Origin of the sequence: Microcoleus sp. Z1_A1 (genome assembly GCF_036700305.1) — a bacterium.
In the GTDB taxonomy this organism is placed as follows: domain Bacteria; phylum Cyanobacteriota; class Cyanobacteriia; order Cyanobacteriales; family Microcoleaceae; genus Microcoleus.
In genome coordinates this window covers 16,331-35,961 of sequence record NZ_JAUBOR010000049.1, presented here as the reverse complement: position 1 = coordinate 35,961, position 19,631 = coordinate 16,331, and the positions used below count along the sequence as shown (strand labels likewise).

General features: G+C 45.1%; 14 protein-coding genes. 2 read left to right on the top strand and 12 right to left on the bottom strand.

Annotation, left to right across the window (positions count from 1 at the left end):
* Positions 1–230: 230 nt before the first annotated feature.
* From QT973_RS23155 to QT973_RS23145, 3 genes are all read right to left on the bottom strand, one after another.
* Positions 231–782 (bottom strand): shikimate kinase, encoded by a 552-nt coding sequence (locus QT973_RS23155; RefSeq protein WP_333057890.1) that lies wholly within the window; start codon positions 780–782, stop codon positions 231–233.
* Between the two features lie 22 nt (positions 783–804).
* Positions 805–1,689, bottom strand: coding sequence for a LapA family protein (locus QT973_RS23150; RefSeq protein WP_333392247.1), 885 nt, complete (start codon positions 1,687–1,689; stop codon positions 805–807).
* 72 nt (positions 1,690–1,761) lie between these two features.
* Positions 1,762–2,394, bottom strand: coding sequence for a flavin prenyltransferase UbiX (locus tag QT973_RS23145; RefSeq protein WP_333057892.1), 633 nt, complete (start codon positions 2,392–2,394; stop codon positions 1,762–1,764).
* Positions 2,395–2,736: 342 nt separating this feature from the next.
* On the opposite strand from QT973_RS23145, the gene QT973_RS23140 reads away from it, so the two are divergent.
* On the top strand, positions 2,737–4,293 hold the full coding sequence (locus QT973_RS23140) for a tetratricopeptide repeat protein (protein ID WP_333057893.1): 1,557 nt from the start codon (positions 2,737–2,739) through the stop codon (positions 4,291–4,293).
* A gap of 238 nt (positions 4,294–4,531) precedes the next feature.
* On the opposite strand, the gene QT973_RS23135 is transcribed toward QT973_RS23140, so the two are convergent.
* Positions 4,532–6,898: a ribonuclease R family protein gene (locus tag QT973_RS23135; RefSeq protein ID WP_333057894.1), complete on the bottom strand. Its 2,367-nt coding sequence runs from the start codon at positions 6,896–6,898 to the stop codon at positions 4,532–4,534.
* 875 nt (positions 6,899–7,773) lie between these two features.
* Between QT973_RS23135 and QT973_RS23130 the strand changes: the two genes are divergently transcribed.
* On the top strand, positions 7,774–8,778 hold the full coding sequence (locus QT973_RS23130) for a hypothetical protein (protein ID WP_333057895.1): 1,005 nt from the start codon (positions 7,774–7,776) through the stop codon (positions 8,776–8,778).
* Between the two features lie 296 nt (positions 8,779–9,074).
* Here QT973_RS23130 and clpP read toward each other — a convergent pair whose 3' ends face one another.
* The 8 genes from clpP to QT973_RS23090 form a co-directional block, all read right to left on the bottom strand.
* Positions 9,075–9,683: an ATP-dependent Clp endopeptidase proteolytic subunit ClpP gene (clpP, locus tag QT973_RS23125; protein WP_006635758.1), complete on the bottom strand. Its 609-nt coding sequence runs from the start codon at positions 9,681–9,683 to the stop codon at positions 9,075–9,077.
* Positions 9,684–9,894: 211 nt separating this feature from the next.
* Positions 9,895–10,026: a DUF433 domain-containing protein gene (locus QT973_RS23120; protein ID WP_333212020.1), complete on the bottom strand. Its 132-nt coding sequence runs from the start codon at positions 10,024–10,026 to the stop codon at positions 9,895–9,897.
* Positions 9,972–10,181: a hypothetical protein gene (locus tag QT973_RS23115; protein WP_333057896.1), complete on the bottom strand. Its 210-nt coding sequence runs from the start codon at positions 10,179–10,181 to the stop codon at positions 9,972–9,974. Before QT973_RS23115 ends, QT973_RS23120 begins: the two co-directional genes overlap by 55 nt.
* Positions 10,182–10,226: 45 nt before the next feature.
* The gene (locus tag QT973_RS23110; RefSeq protein WP_333057897.1) at positions 10,227–10,562 is read right to left on the bottom strand and encodes a hypothetical protein; all 336 of its coding nucleotides are present in this window, start codon (positions 10,560–10,562) and stop codon (positions 10,227–10,229) included.
* A gap of 18 nt (positions 10,563–10,580) precedes the next feature.
* The gene (locus tag QT973_RS23105; protein WP_333057898.1) at positions 10,581–10,955 is read right to left on the bottom strand and encodes a hypothetical protein; all 375 of its coding nucleotides are present in this window, start codon (positions 10,953–10,955) and stop codon (positions 10,581–10,583) included.
* A gap of 108 nt (positions 10,956–11,063) precedes the next feature.
* Positions 11,064–12,284, bottom strand: coding sequence for a heparan-alpha-glucosaminide N-acetyltransferase domain-containing protein (locus QT973_RS23100; protein WP_333057899.1), 1,221 nt, complete (start codon positions 12,282–12,284; stop codon positions 11,064–11,066).
* A gap of 82 nt (positions 12,285–12,366) precedes the next feature.
* Positions 12,367–13,779 (bottom strand): adenylate/guanylate cyclase domain-containing protein, encoded by a 1,413-nt coding sequence (locus tag QT973_RS23095; RefSeq protein ID WP_333057900.1) that lies wholly within the window; start codon positions 13,777–13,779, stop codon positions 12,367–12,369.
* A gap of 48 nt (positions 13,780–13,827) precedes the next feature.
* Positions 13,828–19,356, bottom strand: coding sequence for an ATP-binding sensor histidine kinase (locus tag QT973_RS23090; RefSeq protein ID WP_333392246.1), 5,529 nt, complete (start codon positions 19,354–19,356; stop codon positions 13,828–13,830).
* Between the last annotated feature and the right edge of the window lie 275 nt (positions 19,357–19,631).

The window sequence follows — 19,631 nt, the reverse complement described above, 5'->3', positions numbered from 1 at the left end:
TTCATTGTTAACCTCCTGACTACATATTATCATTCTTGCTTACTACTGCTTATAAACTTAATGAAGTTTTATAATACCATTTTAGATTTTAGATTTTAGATTTTAGATTTTGGGAATGACAGAGGAAGCTTGTGGTTTAGAGTTTGCGTAGGGTTGCATTATTTTTTTGAACTGGTATCAAAAGTCCTCAGAAACCTGTTATTTTCTGAGAAAATCGGTTTCGGAATGTATCAATTGAGCTCGGGCCCGGTTTCTGGTTTGATAACTTTTTGGATTTCCTCGATCGCCCTAGTCGCCACTGTTTCAGGCCTTTCACCCACACCAGCATAGACTCGGACATCTGCTTGAGTGTAGAAACGCTCTCGCTCTTTAAAAAGGCTTTGCAGCTTAGATTTGAGCTCGCCCTCCTGCAGTAGGGGTCGAGCGGTGTCCGAACGCAGTCGATCGTACAATTGATCTACAGGCACATCCAGCCAAACCACTACACCGTAGTGCAAGTAACCCCAATTCATCGATCGCGTCACAATGCCACCGCCCGTAGCCACGACCGAATTTTGATACGCAGACAACTCCCCAAGCACTTTACTTTCTAGTTCCCGAAAAGCCTCTTCCCCTTCTCGATCGAAAATCTCAGCAATTGACTGATTAGCAACTCGAACAATTAGTTCATCAGTATCAAAAAAACGGTATTTTAATTTTTTTGCCAAAATCCGCCCCACCGTTGTTTTTCCCGCACCCATCATCCCGACAAGATAGATATTTACTCCCCTCAACCCATCCACTGCCAAATCCTCCGATATTTTTCTATTTTTTCAGGTTAATCGATCTGCCACTGAGGCCATCATCGTCATCAAACTCATCACCCTCATCCAATCCCCAATCCTCATCTGCTTCTGCCATAGGATTTATTGGTGTTTCATCAGCGGGTTTAGGAATCTGCCCTTCCAGAGGAATCAGCACTCGATACTCCGCATCGTATACAGACTCTGTTTGTCCCACCCCAGACTGGCTCGGATCTCGATAGCCGTAAGAATATACTGAGCCAGCCCAAGACTTGCTTTTCGGTTCCTGCTGAGCTTCGTAAGCCCTCGGATTTGCCGCTGGAACATCATTTACCTGCGGTCGATCGGGAAAATCGCGATCGTCCCCCCAATCATCATCGCCCCCTTGAGAACGCGATTTTGAGCCATCTGAGACCCAATCATCCTCATCGTCTGCCGCTGCATAACTCCCCGGTTGAGCATAATCCTTCGCCCCATCCGGGTTCGGAGTTTCTTGCTGGAAAGTCCGGGCACTGTAACCCGCCGACGTGCCGTACTCAGTTCGGTAGGAACCAGGAGCTTGAGTTTGGCTATTTTCCCTATTCAGATCCGGGTCAATTCCCTGTTTTCTAGGAGGGGGAGGCGGCGTGTAAGGTGTTCTGCTGTCCTCTGGGAAAGTATCGGGACCGCTGCGACTGGATCTGCCGCTGCGGTCTCCCGTTGGAGATAGGTAATTTGAAAAAGCGAGCAAACCAGAAATCAATAAAGATGTGAGAGCTCCCACCGCCATGCTCAGCAAAATCCAGATAGATAAGGGCACAGCAGGCGATCGAACTCCCAAAAATACCAGCGATAATGCCGGCTCCACATTTTGCAGGGCAAAAATAGTTAGCCCTACCACAATTACTAGCAAAAAAACAGGACGCATATCAAATTTTAATTTGTAATTTGTAAATCACTAATAACTAATAACTAATGACTAATGACTAATGACTAATTATTACTCCTCTTCCTTCCAGCGTTTGAGAGGAACGCAATCAATCCCCAACTGGTCTAAAGCGCGAGCCACCACAAAGTCTACCAAATCTTCAATAGTTTGCGGATTGTGATACCAAGCAGGAATCGCTGGTACAATTCTAGCTCCAGCTTCCGCCAAGGTAGTCAAATTCCGCAGGTGAATCAAGCTAAAAGGCGTTTCGCGAGGCACGAGTACCAATTTTCGCCCTTCCTTGAGCTGAACGTCGGCCGCTCTTTCGAGCAAATCCGAGCTCAAGCCAGCCGCCAACTTGCCCAGCGTACTCATGCTACAGGGAATAATCATCATCCCTTGGGTGCGAAAGGAGCCACTAGCAATATTAGCACCGACATCTTGCCAGGGATGGCACCGGAGTTTACCCATTGTGGCTACTCCTGCTTGTTCCCGCCAGAATTCCTCTTGAAGCGTGGGTTCTGCGGGCATTCGAGTGTTCTGTTCGCTTTGCCAAACCATGTAAGTAGACTTGGAAGCGACCAGTTCGATCGCGCGATCGGCTTCCAACAAATATTTCAAAGTTCGCACCGCGTAAATCAGTCCCGATGCTCCAGTAACTCCTACAATTAGAGGTTGGGCGGGGACTGAAACAGAATTAGTCATTGGTAATTATTGTGAAATAAGCTCACTAATTATAGCGCGATAGGTGCTAATAACAGCCACAACACTCATCAATCAATTCAATGATTGCGTGGCGATCGCTCTTAATAACAATAAAAGGCGAAACCTATAGCCACCTGCAACACCCCCGGATACTACAATAAAGTATGCGACTGCGATCGCCAGGATTATCATTACCCTATTCTTCGTTAACAAAAACAAAGGCTAACTGCGATCGCCAGAGTTCCAGATCCCAGCTCCATCTTACATCCTGATAGCCACGACCAACTCTGTGTCACAATAGAACTACTAACTTTACTTTATTAACATCAGGGGAGGCAGACAATGTTCTTAAGATACGAAGATATCGAAATAGTGCAATTAGACATTACCTCCCGATGTAATGCCGGTTGTCCTCAGTGTCCGCGCACGGGGAACCCTATTTTGCCAATGACAGAATTGACAATAGCAGATATTAAGAGAATCTTCCCTAAAGAATTCTGCTCTCAGTTGTCTTGGATTTACCTGTGCGGCAACTTTGGGGATGCGATGGTGAGTAATACCACTCTCCCGGCGCTAAAGTATTTTCACAAAATGGGAGTCAATTACCTTTGGATGTACACCAATGGTAGCGGACGCAGCCCTGATTGGTGGCGACAATTGGCCAAAATTTTGAATCAACCAGAAGATCGCGTTATTTTTGCCATCGATGGATTAGCGGATACCAACCACCTCTACCGTCGCAATACAAACTGGAACCGGATTATGGAATCCGTCGAGGCCTTTATTGGCGCCGGTGGCCAAGCAGAGTGGCAATATTTAGTCTTTGAACACAATCAACACCAAGTCGAAGAAGCTCGCGCTTTGGCCCGTAGACTGGGGTTTATTAAATTTCAAGCTAAAGCAACGTCTCGCTTTGCGCTGTCAGAGGTTGATGAAGTCGGAGAAAAGGAGGAGGCGATCGCAGAGGTGGACTCCCAGACGCAGGAAAAGCGCGATCGTTCTACCCCCATCACCCTAGAAAAAGCAGCTCTCAATTTTCACCGACAAGCTGAAGATTATTTAGCGGAAAAAAATTTAGAACAAGCATTTTTAGCTTGTCAAAAAGCACTTGAAATTCAGTCAAACTTTGCCGTCGCTCACAAAACATTAGGCAATCTGCTACAGCTCACAGACTGTCTGGAGGAAGCGATGAACTCCTATAAAACTGCCCTAGAAATTCAGCCAGAATTTGCCGAAGTTTATGCAAATATGGGCAGCGTTTATGCTTCTCAAAAACAATGGGAATCCGCAATTTATCACTATCAAAAAGCGCTTGAAATTAGACCAAATTTTTCAGGAGTGTATCGAAATTTAGCCAAAATCTGGACACAATTAGGTAAAATAGAAGAAGCAAATGAAGCTTTTCAGCAAGCCGTTAAACTCCAACTCGCTCAAGAAATTGCTCCGGCTAAAGCTGCTAAAGCGAACAAAGAAAGCTCCGTAGAACTCAAGCCGGCTTCCTTACCCCAGTATCAAAATCCAGAAATCCCCAACTTTCGCAAAGCCGTCCAAGAATATGGAGGATTAGAAAATTATTTTCAGGGCATTGAAATTAACTGCCAGTCGCAAAAGAAAGCTGAAATTTACGTTAGTTTTGACGCTGAACTGTGGCCCTGCTGCTATACAGCTCAGACCAAATACGCTCATTACAGCGACACTTATAGGACCCAGGCGATCGCTCTGTTTGAAAAATATGGGCAAGGATTTAACAACCTCCGCAGCAAATCTATCAAAGAAGTGCTAGAAAATGTTTGGTATCAAAAAGACTTAGCCAAAAGCTGGTCTTGTTCGGAGAGACTAGAAATATGCGCCTTGGTGTGCGGGAAAGCCTTCCACCCCACCTCCTCACAGATGCTCTAGATCCTTCACTGACTCGAGTCCAGAAACCTGATTTTTTGGGAAAGTATCGAATTTTAGCACCGCAATATTTGCAAAAAAGCCTGATTTTTCTTGAAGCGGACTTCAGAAACCGGGTTTCATCAAGAAACCCGGTTTCTGAACAGCAGACGTTTGTTAGAAACAGGCGAGAGTTGGAAACTGGCGACGCACCCTACCTTTACTGTTAGCTATCAACTATCAACTATCAACTATCAACTAACTACTCATCATCATCAAAAGCTTGACTGCCGCCGCCAACTGCAACTAAATCAATTTGCTGGCGGTAGTAATCAACACTCTTGACTTGAACTTCTACCCGATCGCCCAAACGGTACTGATTGCGGTTTTTGCGGCCCACCAGAGTTTGCTGGCGCGATCGATATTCGTACCAGTCATCCTTCAGCGAAGAAACGTGCACCAATCCCTCAACACGCAAAATGTCGCTCTCCGGCGGCCGCACCTCAATTTCCACAAAGAAACCGTAAGACTGCACGCCTGTAATCAAACCTTGGAAAGTTTGGCCGGTGCGTTCTTTCATCAATCCGGTTTTCTTCAATCCCTGCAAATCGCTTTCGGCATCCTCAGCAACTCTTTCGCGTTCGGTTAGGTGTACAACTACCGATGCAAACTCCGTCTCAAATTCGTGGTGCAAATCTGGGGGGAGAACATTCCAAGTAATTTGACCGTGACAGGAGGAATGGTGCAAGTCAACTTTTTCCTTAGCCCGTGTTGTGCGGCTGCTGCGCCCTTGCTCGAACACCGCTTGCAACACCCGCAGTACCAGCAAATCGGCGTAGCGGGAAAGCGGCGAAGTGCAGCGCGTGTAACCCTCTGACAGCCCCAAACCGAAGTGCGGCTTGGGAGTTGTGCTGTAAACAGCGGGCTTCATGGTGTCTTCTAGCAGGTAGGTGAGAACTCTTTCGGACTTCAGGCCGGCAAACTGCTGGGTAAATCGCTGAAAGTCCAAGGGCAAAACTTCTTCTTCGGTTTCGAGATACAGTTCGCCTCCGAGGTTGTTGGAGAGTTTGATGAACTCTTGAATGTCTGCCGGGTCTGGCATCGGTTGGACGCGGTAAATTGCTGGGACTCCCAAGGCTTGCAGGTGGGTGGCGACAGCTTGGTTGGCGAGTACCACCAACTCGGAGACAGCCGACTGGGCGGGGGGAGCTGTTGCAAAAGCTCCTAATTCGCCTTCGTCGTCGAAGTGAGAGTTAGCATCGGGCAAATTTAGTTCAAAAGCTCCTCGCTTGAGCCTTGTCTGTCTGGCTGCCTGTGAGGCGGCCCCGATTTGATCTAGGAAAGGACGGAGGGTGGAGGATAAAGGGTGCTCTTCGGCATCGTCTGGTTCGAGAATTGCTTGAGCTTGCTCGTAGGTGAGGTGGTAGTCAATTTGAATGACGCTGGCTTGAATCTCGTATTCTAGGAGTTCTCCTGATTCGTCTAGGGTGAGCAGTATGCTGAAGGCCAGCCGTTCGCTGTCTGGCAGGAGGGAGCAGCGCTCGTTGAGGGTTTCTGGCAGTACGGCGATGATTTTTTCTCCCAGATGGGCGGCGGTTCCTCGCTTGCGGGCTTCACGGTCGATCGGGGTTTCTGGCTGCACGTACTCGGCGGCGTCGCTGATGTGGATTCCTATTTGCCAGCGGCCGGGCTTCAGGGTTTCGATCGACAATGCGCGTTCCACTGGCGGATCGGACAGGAATGACGTTGGATCAAACTCCTTTTCGCCTCCTTCTTCGGAGAGATTTTCCTCCTCAACTCGGGGGGCATGGTTTTCGCTGTTGGTTGTTCCCGGTTCGTTTTTGCTGAAGCTAACAGTCAGAATGTTACGCAAATCTAGGCGTTTTTTGATGTCGGTTTTTTTGACTTTGCTGGGCAAATTTTCGGCTGCTTTGAGGACGGCGGCGGGGAACGATCGCGGCAAGTCGTGTTTGCAGCATACGATGTCGAGGTCGTCCGCGGCTTCGGCGTCGGAACCGAGTACCTGTACTACTTTGCCGACTGGGCGATGGGTGCCGAGGGGGTAGCGTTTGACTTCGACGTGTACTAGGTGGTCGATCGCCTCTTGGAGATTTGTGCCATTTGCGAGCAAGTCTAGTTCAAACAACAGGCGATCGTCCAGGGGGATTGCTCTGTAGCTGACGCGGCCTGTGGGGGTGGCGGTTTGCTTGACTCGCGCCAGTACCGAGGGGTTGGCGCGTTCGAGGATGAGCATGACTTCGCCTTCGGGCGATCGGCGGCGGCTACCTTCTTTGATGATTTTGACTAAGACTCGATCGCCGTTCCAAGCTGTCGAGAGGTGACTTTCCCGCACGTAAACGTCTTCTGAGCCTTCGGCGTCTTGAATTGCAAAGCAAAATCCTTTGCTCGAACAGCGCAGTTTTGCTTCTACTACGTCGTCTTCAGCTACTCGGCGATAGCGGCCTTTGTCTTTGACTAATATGCCAATTTTCTCTAGAGCTTCTAATGCGATTTGAAGTTTGAGTTGACTGGTGGCGTCGTTGCAGTCGAGTTTTTTCTCCAATGCTTTTGGGGCCACTAATTTGTCTTCTGTAAAATTTGCCAGCAGTGCAGCGATAGAAAATTCCATGTAGCGATCGATCCTCTTGTTTCCAGCAATTAGTCTAATTTTGGCGAAATCAGCCGCACCCCCTCGGGCCCTCGCAGTGCCTGCTTCCCAACAAATGCGCGGGTTGATAGGTGGAGACGCGAGCACAGCCACCTTGTTTCATCGCGAGGTTTTTTTGAGATTCTCTCCCGACACCGGCTTGGTGCTAACTGTCTGCTGTCTGTCTTGAACTGACTGCTGACGGTGCAGAAAACAGTCCCGCACGCTATTCCCCAATACAATTTTTTAGCGTTGGTTTGTTTGCTTTTAGGTCAGCAGCGCCGAGCACTTGGCGAATTAGAAAGCCTCTGTCGGTTCTTAAAAGATGGCTCGATACTGAAAGCAACGGCTTGAGTCGAGGATGAGCCGATGGAGGGATGGAGAGGGAGAAAATGTGCATTTCTGCCTTCTGCCTTGTTTCCTTCTGCGTTGTTCCTTCTTCCTTTTGAAGTGCCTCTTGCCTCTTGCTTTAGCAAAGAACTTACCGGATCAAGGCAAAATTGCTAGTAGCTCGCCGCTGCGATGCCCCTGTTTTTTGCACGCGATCGGCCCTTGCGGACAGAGGTGCAACGAGCGGGTCGGGAGCAATCTGTGCTGTAGAAAGTGCAGGTACGCAAACCGGAGACTTTTACTACTTTTGCTTAGTTGCTGTGCCATCTCTTATAGGTAGAAATGACGCCCGGTGCTTGTTAGCTTAAACTGCCGGATGTGGGATGGGGTTTAGTGGCGTGAAAGGTTGCGCGGATGACTCACCTTTAATTTATTGTATGTTGAATAGGTGCTTTCAGAAAATTGTTTTCTCAGGGCTGTACTACACTTAAGTCATAAGCCCCCTCTGGTTTCGGGGTCAAAAAATTATGTTTGCTGAATTTCGCGCCCTTTATCCCGCTGGACAGTTAATCTGTGAGTTGCTGACTGTTCATCACGGTAAGTTTGTTGTTCGCTGTCTGGTTCAGGTTGACGGCAAAACTCTGGCTACGGCTATGTCGGCTGCTGAGTCTGTTGAGGATGCTGAAGACCGCGCCCGGTTGCGAGCGATCGCTGTTCTTGGATCTGCTGCGCCCGATCGTGCGATCGCGAGTGTTGAGCCGCCTCCGGTTGCTCCGGTTGCTCCGGTTGCTTCGGTTGCTGCTGTTCCCCCTCCCCCTCCTCCTGCTGTTCCCCCGGTTGCTGCTGTTCCCCCTCCCCCTCCTCCTGCTGTTCCGGTTCCTGTTGGGCCGACAAGTGTTCCTCTTCCGGTTCTAGAAATGCCTGTTGCTGACAAATTGCCGGAAACAGATCAAAGCAATTTTGTCAAGACTGAAGCGAAATTAAATGAAGAGCCGATCGCACCTGTACCGGCACCGCTGCCGCCAACGGTCGATCGCGCGGAGGCTACTGGATTTGTACCAAAGCAGTTAGACTCGGACGCTTGGCTTTCTTCTAGCTACGGCGAACCACTTCAGGAACTGGATGTGCCTACTTCTAGCCAAAGTGAACTGCTACAGGGTGCGGCCGAAGTCAGGGAGTTGCAACCGATCGCAGTGGGAATTCCCAGCGATGCGATCGAGGATAATTCTGATACGATCGCCCAAATAGACGCCATCCTCAAACGCCTGCGATGGAAAAAACCACAGGAAACCCAGTGTCTGGAACACAATTACGGCAAGTCGTCGCAGAGAGAGCTTTCTAGCGAAGAGTTAGTAGATTTCCTAGAATATCTAGAAATCTATAGCAGAACCACTGAGGAAATCCAGCGGCTGGGCTGGACTGCCAACCAAGGAAAAGATTATCTCAAACAAGGTTATGGCAAAGAAGCGCGCCATTTCTTAAATCAAGTAGAATTGCTCGACTTCCTGCAATATCTCGAATCTTTGCCCTAGGAATTCGGCAACTAAACAAGGCGCTGGAGGCTATTAGATTAAAGAAACCGGGTTTTTTACAGAGATTAAGGTTGAGAACCAAAGATTAGGGTAAAAAACCCGGTTTCTCGCCCCCCGTTGCTCCCGGATTAAAGAAACCGGGTTTTTTACAGAGATTAAGGTTGAGAACCAAAGATTAGGGTAAAAAACCCGGTTTCTCGCCACCCGTTTATCCATTAAAGAGATACTTTTGAACGTAAAAAATTAAAAATCAAAAATGAAGAATATTTCCTCATTTTTGATTTTTAACTTTTTATTTAGACGACAGCGGCGATCGGGCGGCTGGCGGAAGGACGGCGATCGATCACTTGATCGACTAATCCGTAGTCCTTTGCTTCTTCAGCGGACATGAAGAAATCCCGTTCGGTATCTTCTTCAATGCGGGAAAGCGGCTGACCGGTATGGTTGGCAAGATGTTCGTTCAGGCGGCGTTTGTGGTACAAAATTTCTTTTGCCTGAATTTCAATATCGGTTGCTTGTCCTTGAGCTCCGCCTAGAGGTTGGTGGATCATAATCCGGGAGTGAGGCAAACTCATCCGCTTGCCTTTAGCGCCGGCACTCAACAGAAAAGCGCCCATGCTGGCGGCCAAACCGAGACAAATAGTGCAAATGTCGGGGCGGATGTGGTTCATCGTGTCAAAAATGCCCATACCTGCTGTTACCGAACCCCCTGGGGAGTTGATATAGAGGTAAATATCTTTCTCCGGGTCTTCGGCGTCTAAAAATAGCAATTGGGCAACGATCAGGTTAGCCAAGTCTGAGTCAACCTGTTGGCCCAAGAAGACGATGCGATCGCGCAGGAGTCGCGAGTAAATGTCAAAGGCGCGTTCGCCGCGACCGGATTGTTCTATAACTGTTGGGATCATTGACGCCTGCCTGCCTATTACGTATCTTTTTTTAATTTTAGCGACTAGGGCTCAGTTATAGTTAGCGATCGGTGGCGTGGGATCGAGAAATCGGCAAAATCCTTAAGCTGGGGGGGGTTGGGGCGTTAATTTGTGGAAGTTGTGGCGGGGGTGCGATCGGAAATCCGATCCTGCAGGCGATCGATGTTGAGGCAGCGGACATCAATAAACGTTAAATGTTGTTATGTGGCGATCGTATCATTGGGAGAACTTCCATCGCTCGATCGCCGCTGACACTAGGAAAATGGTCTAAAAATTCATCGACCGAATCACCAGCTTCGAGATAATCAAGTAGAGTCTCGATCGGGACGCGAGTCGCGATAAAGACAGGATTTCCCCTAAAATTTCGGGGTCGCTATGAACGATAGTAGCTGCCAATTGCAAAGAAAAGGTTGTGACATCAAGACAATCTTCTTCACTCCAGGTATCACTTTGCTCGAACGATCTGTTAGTTTCCATCGCTAAATCCCCACTGGATTTTTATAGATTATATCTTTGCTAGGATTACTGGTAGCGGGATTTCTTTGATTTAATCACCTCAATTACATTGTCGTGTCTTTGCCCTTCAATAATATCCTTGAGATGAATCTGTCCGTTGACGTACTGAACGTGGATGCGCCAGCCTGAGACTTTATCAATATCAGCACGATAAACTGCCTGCTTCACACCCTTAACTTTATGCAGTCTCGTTTTGGGAAATTGTCTCGTCCTGTGACATTCCTGGTCTTCAAGTTCTGCTAAAGCTTCCAGAAAACTAATCTTTAGCTCGTCATCTGGCAAAATTTTCATAGCTTCGTAAATAATGCCATATTCATCACAGAGAATAAGGTTTTGCGCCATAACTTAAGCTGATTATATCTAGGCAGTTTCTCGATCGCGCTGAAGTAGGTCTTGATACAAAGACTCTGCTACACCCTTATACGCTCGATCGAGTTCGTCGTGTTGAATTGCTCGAAAAAGAGTAAAAATAGCTTGCCCAAAAATTGGGTCTTCGTCAACCGCCAAAACCACTCTTAGTTTTTGAGAAATTCGTAGCGTATAAAGCGAAGACTCGTAACCATTCAGGTCTGACGATAGCGGGAGACGACGCAGCTTGCGATACACATTTGATTTTTGAGTAGGAAAAAGGCTGGCACAATAATTAATTTTTTGAATTACTGCGGCTTTCTCATCTTCATTTAGCAGCGCAATATCTTTCTCAAATTCCCTTGTTGACTCAATTAGAATATCCACGTCAAAAACCGTAAAAAATATATATAAATTATACTACAAACAGCTTTTGATTGTCAAGCCACTTGCTCACAACTTACCAGCAAACGCGCTTGTTTAACAACCCACAATTCAAATTTTAATCGCCCAACGACGGCGGTACATTCCATACAAAATTAACCACCAAAATAATACCGCTGTCACGGCAAATGCTAGGGAACCATTCAGCGGCCCGGCCCACGGCACAAACCAGTTTTCATAAATCCAAGTGTAGGTAGTTGGAGCATTTGCACCAGTACCGATATGAGTTTTCAACAGGATTCTGGCGACAATACCGGAAGCAACAAACAGGAAAATTGCATTCAATCCCATGATTTCAAACGGCCTCCCCCATTTCCAATTTCGCACTTCAATTGTTTCGTAGCAAGCGGCTAGCAATAGCAAGGCCCAACCAGCAGTAAAAACTACATAGGAACTCGTCCAAAGTTGTTTGTTGATTGGAAAGAAAAATCCCCACAAGTGGCCAATTACCACGCAACTGAGGCCGCCGATTGCTAAGTTGATACTGGTGCGGGTTTTGAATGGCTGCACGCGCAGCCATTCTCCTGTAAAGTAGCCGATTAGGACTGTAACGCTTGCGGGTAAGGTGCTCAACAATCCTTCTGGATCGAAGGGGCCACCTTTGTACAGGTGTTGGCTACCGAGAATTAGCCGATCGACATATCCTCCTAAATTTCCTTCTGGCGTGAGTTCGCCGGCAGTGTACCCCCCTACAGCAAATACGGTTAATGCACCCCAATAGCCCAAAAGCACGGCAACAGCGAGCAGTTTTTGATTGCGGGGGGAAAGGTTGAGAATGGCGATCGCACTGATGAAATAAGCTAAGCCGATGCGCTGCAATACTCCCATGATGCGGATTTTATCGAAGTTTTCCACTGGGGCGTTGTTGAGAAGTACGTCAAGGGCGATCGAAGATGTATTTAGCAGCAATCCTAATATAAATAGAATCGCGGCGCGACGCGCAATTCGCCAGTAAATATTTGAAGAAGGGAGAAGGAAGGAGGAAGAAGGAAGAGGGTTTTTTGCGGATTCTGATTTTTCCTTTGTTTGTGTAATTTTTGAGGTTTCTATTCCGGTTTTTGGATAATTTTGAAGATATTTAGACAGCGAGAAAGACATCGCGCAGCCAACGATGAACAAGAAAAACGGAAATACTAAGTCTGTCGGGGTGCAGCCGTGCCATTCTGCGTGTTCTAGCGGTGGATACACCTGTTCCCAACTACCGGGGTTGTTGACTAGAATCATCGAGGCGATCGCAATTCCGCGAAAAACATCAAGGGATTTGAAGCGCATGGGGAAGAAGGGAGAAGGAAGAAGGAAGAGGGAAGTAAGAAAAACTACTAATTACAATTCTCAAGTACCCATTACCCATTAACTAAATTTCAATACCTTCCAGAGTCATAATGACTGCATTCTTCATCAACATATCGCAGCGTTCTGCATAAAAAGATGCTGCCTTATCATACTTGTTGATTTGTAAAACGCGCAGAAACATTTGCCTTGCTTGCGCGAATTGCTGCTGGTAGTGAAAAAAAATTCCCTGTTCAAAATAAGTTTGAGTTTGTGCTTTTAGTTCGATCATTGTCGCCGAGTCGCCATCGTAAATTTCAAATACCGCAACAGGTGTTTGTTTTCCTTTTACTTGAACGCGATCGAGAAACCGGCACTTGTAATGTTGAGGATCGTCTATCCGGCAAAGGGTTTGGACGCTAGCTACAATAGCAACTCCATAAAGCTTTGTCAATCCTTCCACGCGGGAAGCTAAATTAACAGCATCAGAAATCACCGTACTTTCCATTCGTTCCGCTTCGCCAATCGTACCTAACATTAAAGTCCCCGTATGCAAACCAATCCCTATCGAAATAGGTTGATAGCCACTGTTTTGCCTGTGTCTGTTATAAATTTTTACTTGATGCTGCATCTCAATTGCTGCTTGCACAGCATCTTCAGCCCTGTTAGGAAACAAAGCCATAATCCCGTCACCAATATATTTATCTATAAAACCGTTGTACTCGCGGATAACTGGGCCAACTCGGCTTAAGTAAGAGTTAAGAAATTCAAAGTTTTCTCGCGGAGACATACTTTCTGACAGACTTGTAAATGAGCGAATGTCGGCAAACATAATCGTCATTTCTGCTTGTACAGAGTCTCCTAGTCTGGCATCAACGATGCTTTCTCTTTTGAGAAACTTCAAAAATTCACGGGGTACAAAACGGGCTGATGCGGCTGCAATTTTTTCTAGTTCGCTTTTGCTGGACTCGATTTGATTGAGCGACCTAAATGCTCTCAGTGCGGTGACTACTGTGGTAAATAACTTTTTGTTAGTAAGTTCTGTTTTGGTTTTGTAATCATTGATATCGTAGCTGACAATTACTACATCTTCTGGCACTTGTCCGGGCTGCCCAGTGCGTAAAATAATTCGCACTACTTGATTATTTAAAATATCACGGATGTATTTAACTACTTCCAAGCCTGCTTCTTCTGTTTCCATAACTACATCGAGTAAAATCAATGCTATGTCGTAGTTGTTTTGGATGATTTCTTTAGCTTCTTTTCCTGAGTAAGCGCTGATAAATGTTATACTTTTACCTTCAAATATAAAATCATTTAACGCTAGTTTAGTAATATTATGAATTTCTATTTCATCATCTACAATTAATATTTTCCAACTTTCTTCTAGCGGTTTTTGTTCCGCCTCGTCTTCCTCGGCAAATATTAATTCATCGTCGCCCGCCGCGATTAATTCGTCATCGCCTGCAGCCAACAGGTTTTTACTAGCTTCTGACATATATCGTTCTCCTATATAAAACTTATATCCATGTTGGCCGTATAATAACTAACTGCTCATTTTAGCGGGAAATTCAATCATAAATCTTGTGCCTTTATTTACTTGACTTCTACAGCTAATTGTGCCTTTTAGTTTTTGAGTAACAAGGTTATAAATAATGTGCAGTCCCAATCCCGTGCCTCCCTGACCTCTTTTGGTGGTAAAAAATGGTTCAAAAATTTTACTGAGATTTTCTGGGTCAATTCCTTTGCCGTTATCGGCATATTCAAATATTAGCCGATCGCCCTCTAGTTTGAAATCAAAAGCCAGAATTCCTGCGTCTTCTCCATCGTAGGCGTGAATTAGCGAATTCAACACCAGATTTGTCACAATTTGACACACTACGCCGGGATAACTGTCCACTACAATATTTTCATCACACTTAATCTCTATTTTGTGCTTAGTTCTTTTGAGTTTGGCACTTAAGGATGTCAAAATTTCCTCTAGATAGTTTTTAACATTAAACGTGCGTTTTAACTCGCTCGACTGATCCACAGCTACTTCTTTAAAACTGTGAATCAAGTCTGCTGCCCGCGTGAGGTTAGATAAGATCATATTACTGCTTTGCACGGCGGTATCCAGAAACTTTTCTAACTCGGAACGTTTTATTTGGCCGTTACTGTAAACCTCAAAAAACTTTGTGGCTTTTTCAGCAAGCAGGGAGGCGGCGGTGATGCCGATGCCGATGGGAGTATTGATTTCGTGGGCAACACCTGCCACCAACCCTCCGAGGGCCGCCATTTTTTCCGATTCTACCAGTTTATTTTGAGCCGATTTTAAGTCTTCTAAAGTTTGGGAGAGTTCGGAGGTACGCTGCTGTACTAAATTTTCGAGATTCTGATTGAATTGGTGCAAGTTGGCGTAAAGTTGGGCATTTTCGATGGAGATAGAAATTTGAGAAGACAGCAGTTTTAATATTTCTAACCTGTCTTGTGTAAAAGCGCCTGTAGTCAGATTGTTTTCTAAATATAGAATGCCCGTGAGTTGGCCTTGATTAATTAACGGAGTGCAAAGAATTGATTTAGGTTGAACGGCCATTATATAGGGTGTGCGAGTAAATTGTCCTTCGCTGCTGGCATCGTTTAAAACTATACTTTCCTGGGTGCGGGCAACGTAATTGACAACTGCAACTGCCAGCAAAGTTACTTCTCGATCGTCGGCTACAAAATCTATCGGAATTGATTGCATGACAGCAACGCGATCGACATCTACAGATCCTGATGCTTCAATCACCCATTGACCCTCTTTTTCTAGTATTAAAAAGCCTCTTTGCCCCCCGGCATTTTCAATAACAATTTTCATCATTTTTGCCAGCAGTTTGTCTAGAACTATTTCCCCGGCTAAGGTTTGCGATGCTTTCACTGCGGTAGTCAAGTCTAGCACGCCTGCAGCGTCGTTCGTAGTGGAAGCGCTGCTGGTAGATTTGTGAGTTTCAATATTAGTTGAAATCGAGCTTGAAGTTAGCAAGTGCGAGTATTTGGATTCTAAATGCGCTGCTTTGGCTGTTGCTCCCCAGCGTTGATAGCAATAACGCGCTTCTGTTAAGTAAGTTTTAGAATTTTTTTCTCTTCCTATGGATAGATAAAATGCTCCTGCCAATTCTGCTGCTAGTGCTTGTACTTGTATGTATCCGTTTTCTTGGGCTCCTTCAATTGCGCGATCGTAATATTCCATTGCTCTCACAATATTGCCCAAAACACGCGCTTTTTCTGCCGTAAGTAAGTCGCATTTGTGCTGAAGATTCATGGGTGCATAAAGCGCTTTCTGTTGCAGTTTTTTTCGGTTACTGACAGCGTAAAAAATATGCTCTTCTTGTTCCCCCTCTGTTGCAGATGGATAGGCGGCTAGGCGGGCTAGAGAATCGTAAAACTGATATTCAGAAACATTAATAAAGCCTGCTACTCCGTCTAAATATACTTCGGCTAGCGCTGAATTTTCTAGGGCTGTAGCGGTATCTCCAAATAAATAGGAGATTATTAATTTCTGCAAATAAAAGTGCTGTAATCCCACGCGATCGTTAGCTTTTAACAGTAGCGACAACAACTTTTCTTCGCTGTATGCTTCACCTAATACCAGGTGTGTACTTTCCGATTTTCCCATCAATTGCAAAATAGTTTGCAGATATATTTGATTCCAAGTTAATACAGTTTCTTGCTTGAGTTGAAACAGCAAATGGTTGTAACTTACTATTCTTCGTTCCAGTTGTGGCAATTCTTGACCGAGGAAATACAAAGACTGACAAATATTTACGGCTGAATATCCGACACATTCTAAATCCCCATTTTCTAGCGCACTTTGATAGGCGTCCTCTAATAGCGGCAAAGAGTCTTTAACGTGATGCTTGCCGTTCATCAAAATGAAGGCTACTAAATTAAGCGTTTTGCTTTTGAATTCTAACACATTTAATCTATCGCTCAAATTTAAAGCTAATTGACCAAAGCGATCGCCTGATTCAATATCTCTAACTATTCCTTTTAAAATTGCTCCGTAATTAGCATAACCGAAAGCAGAAAAAGTAGAGTTTCCGTAATTAATAGATAAATTTACTTGCTCGCACACAATGAGCGGCAGCAGGACAGGTTCAACTATAAATGTAGCTGAAAACATACTGGAAAGCACACGCATAGTGGCTAATTTGTGCGGATTTGTCATAATCGGTAAGTCTATTAAATCTTCTATTTTTTTGTCTGTTAAATAAGCTGCTGTTTTAGCGAGTGCTTGCTGAATGTGGAGGGGAATCGGCGAGTCGGGAAAGTTAATTCCTAACATTTTTAGTGCTTCCCGACCAATTTTTACCGATTCTTGGAGTTTGGTTTGCATCGCACAAGCTATGATTCTGATTTCAAACACTTTGATTTTGTCTAGTTCATTTGTTGCGTGTTGCAGGACAATTATCGCCCATTTCTCCATGGGTTCAAAGTCGGTATTCAGGTAAGCAGCTTCTGCTGCTGACTCGTAGAGTGCCAGAGTCAAGTCGTAGTCAGTTTGCCAACTTTGGGGAGGAAGCAGTTCAATACCTGCGGTTAGATATTTGAGGGCAAGTTGGTAAGCGGCACTTGCTTTTGCTTTGCGGCCTGCAATTAAATTTAATTGGCATAATTGAAATTGTTCTAATTTGCTGCTGATGATTTCTTTGGCAGAGTTTAGTTGGTTTACGGTATCAAAGATATGCTCTTCTAATTGCTCTGGGGGTGCAGTTTGAAGTAAAAAGTTGCCTATCTTGAGATGAATTTCTTGTTTTTGATAATCGGATATTAAAGCATAAGCTGCTTGCTGCACTCGCTCATGCAAAAATTTGTAAGTGGCGCTCGAAACATCAGCCACTGGTAGGGAAAATTTATCGGTAAAGTCTCTAGATATTGTGTCTGTTACTTCTGTGCTTGCTGCTAGTGCGATCGGAATTTTGTAGGCGTTATTCACGAGCAAAATTAGACCGGACTGAAGTGCCTCACCAAGGTCTGTTGCTGCGGACGCCACAGGCTTTTCGGCGATTGTCGAGAGAGTTTTTAAATCAAATTTGTTCCCGATACAAGCGGCTAATTTAAGCAGTTCCTGGGTATTGTCTGAAAGTTTCTGAATGTTATCTATCATTAATTCTACAACATTGTCAGTTATTCCCATTTCTTGTATTTGTTCGATATCCCACTGCCACTCGCCTGTGACATGGCATTTTTTCACAATTTGCTCGGAGGTTGGTTGCGCTAAGGCCGACAGGCTAGGTTCAGCTAGCTCGCTCAAATTATGGGAGGGTAAAATTTGAAATTGAATCAAGCTTTTTGAGTAAAGAAATTTGATTAATTGAGTTAAAAAGAAGGGATTGCCAGCGGTTTTTCGCCAAAGCAATTCTGCTAAACTTAGGGATTTTTCGGGGGCGCAGTTCAAAGTATCGGCAAGGAATTGGTTGACGCTGCTTATATCTAAAGGCGAAAGGGCGATCGCACTCACAGTGCCGCCTGCTTTTTTAATTGCTTCGGCGGTAATGATTAGGGGATGATTTGCATCTACTTCCTGCTCTCTATAAGCTCCAATTATTAATAAATATTGAGTCCCCATGTCAGTTGCTAGCAGTTCTATTAACTTGAGAGATGCTGAATCGATCCACTGCAAATCGTCCAGGAAAATTACTAGGGGGTGTTCTTTTTGAGCAAAGACGCGGATGAAGTTTTGAAATACTAAATTAAAGCGATTTTGAGATTCATTTGCTCCTAAATCTGGGACGGGGGGCTGCGGCCCGACAATCAGTTCTACTTCGGGAATAGCTTCAATAATTACTTGGCAGTTGCCGCCGATTGCTTTTAAAATTTTTTGTTTCCAAACATGAATTTCTGCGGCATTTTCTGTAAAAATTTGTCGCAACAAATCTTGAAAAGCTTGGAGCAAAAAAGCGTAAGGAATATCTCGTTTAAATTGCTCAAATTTGCTGTCAATAAAATACCCATTTTCCCGCCGAATCGGCTTGTAAACTTCATATACTAACGAGGATTTGCCCACACCTGCAGAACCGGAAATCAGCACGATTTCTGTATTGCCCCGCCTCATACGCTGGAAGATACTGAGAAGCAGATTAACTTCTGCTTCTCGCCCGTAAAATTTTTGGGAAATTTGCAGGTGACTTGACTGATCTTGCTCGCCGAGGGTTATGTGGGAAATTTCGCCTATAGTTTGCAGTTGATCGAGACAATTTTCCAAGTCGTACAAAAGTCCGAAAGCACTTTGATACCTGTCTTCGGCTGTTTTTGCTAAGAGTTTTATGACGATATCGGAAACGACTTGAGGAATCTCCTTGGTTCCTACTTGATAGATTCTGCCTTCGATGCTTTTGCTTTCTACTTTTTTATTTCTGTTTTCCCAAGGAGAAACTGGCGTTTTGGCAATATGGCAGTGTACTAATTCCATGGGATCGATCGCCTGAAAAGGCAATTCACCACAAAGCATTTCATAAAAGGTGACGCCTAAAGAATAAAAATCGGTGCGGTAGTCGATCGCCCGATTCATGCGCCCCGTTTGTTCAGGAGACATATAGGCGAGAGTGCCTTCGAGTAAATGGGGATGGCTGGGGGCGGGGTTTTCGCCCGGTAGCAGGGAGGCGATCGCAAAATCAGCAATCTTGACATCTCCTGTCTCGATATTGACAATAATATTGCTGGGTTTAATATCCTTATGGATGATGTGGTGTTCGTGGAGTTGCCCAATAGTTTCTGCTAGTTTGATGCCAATATGCAGAAATTGTGGTAACTCTAGCTGGTTGTTGCTGAGAAACTCTTTTAGGGAAATCCCACCAAAATCTTCTAAAACTAAAACAGGAAAGTGATTGTATGTTTCTATTTTGTAAAGCTTGACTATTCCGGGTAAATTCAAATTTTTAAGAATTTCGGATTCGTGCAGCAGTTGGGATATTTGGGCTGGGGTAGGGTATAGCGGCGTGAGAGTTTTGAGGATAACGGGTTTTTCTTCCTCAAGCAGCAGACCTCGATAAATTACTGTGTGAGAGTTTGTATAAAGTTCTCCGTCAATGCGGTATCCCGGAATAGAAATCATGATAGTTGGGGGTAATTTCAAAGATGCGGTTAGACAATTTTAGATTTTAGATTTTAGATTTTAGATTGGGAATGATTGATGATATAAGGGTTTGGCTCGCGGGCTTAGAGTTGCATTCTTTTTGCACACAAGTATTATTAAGTAAGTGAAAATACACAGCGTCGGTCGAGTGCGGTTTTTACGGCAGTAAACTGGCTACTATTCTATAGCTTAACTAAATCCATCCCGAAAGAGTCCTCCTAGATACTTTTTTTGTCGCTTATTTAGTTATCTAT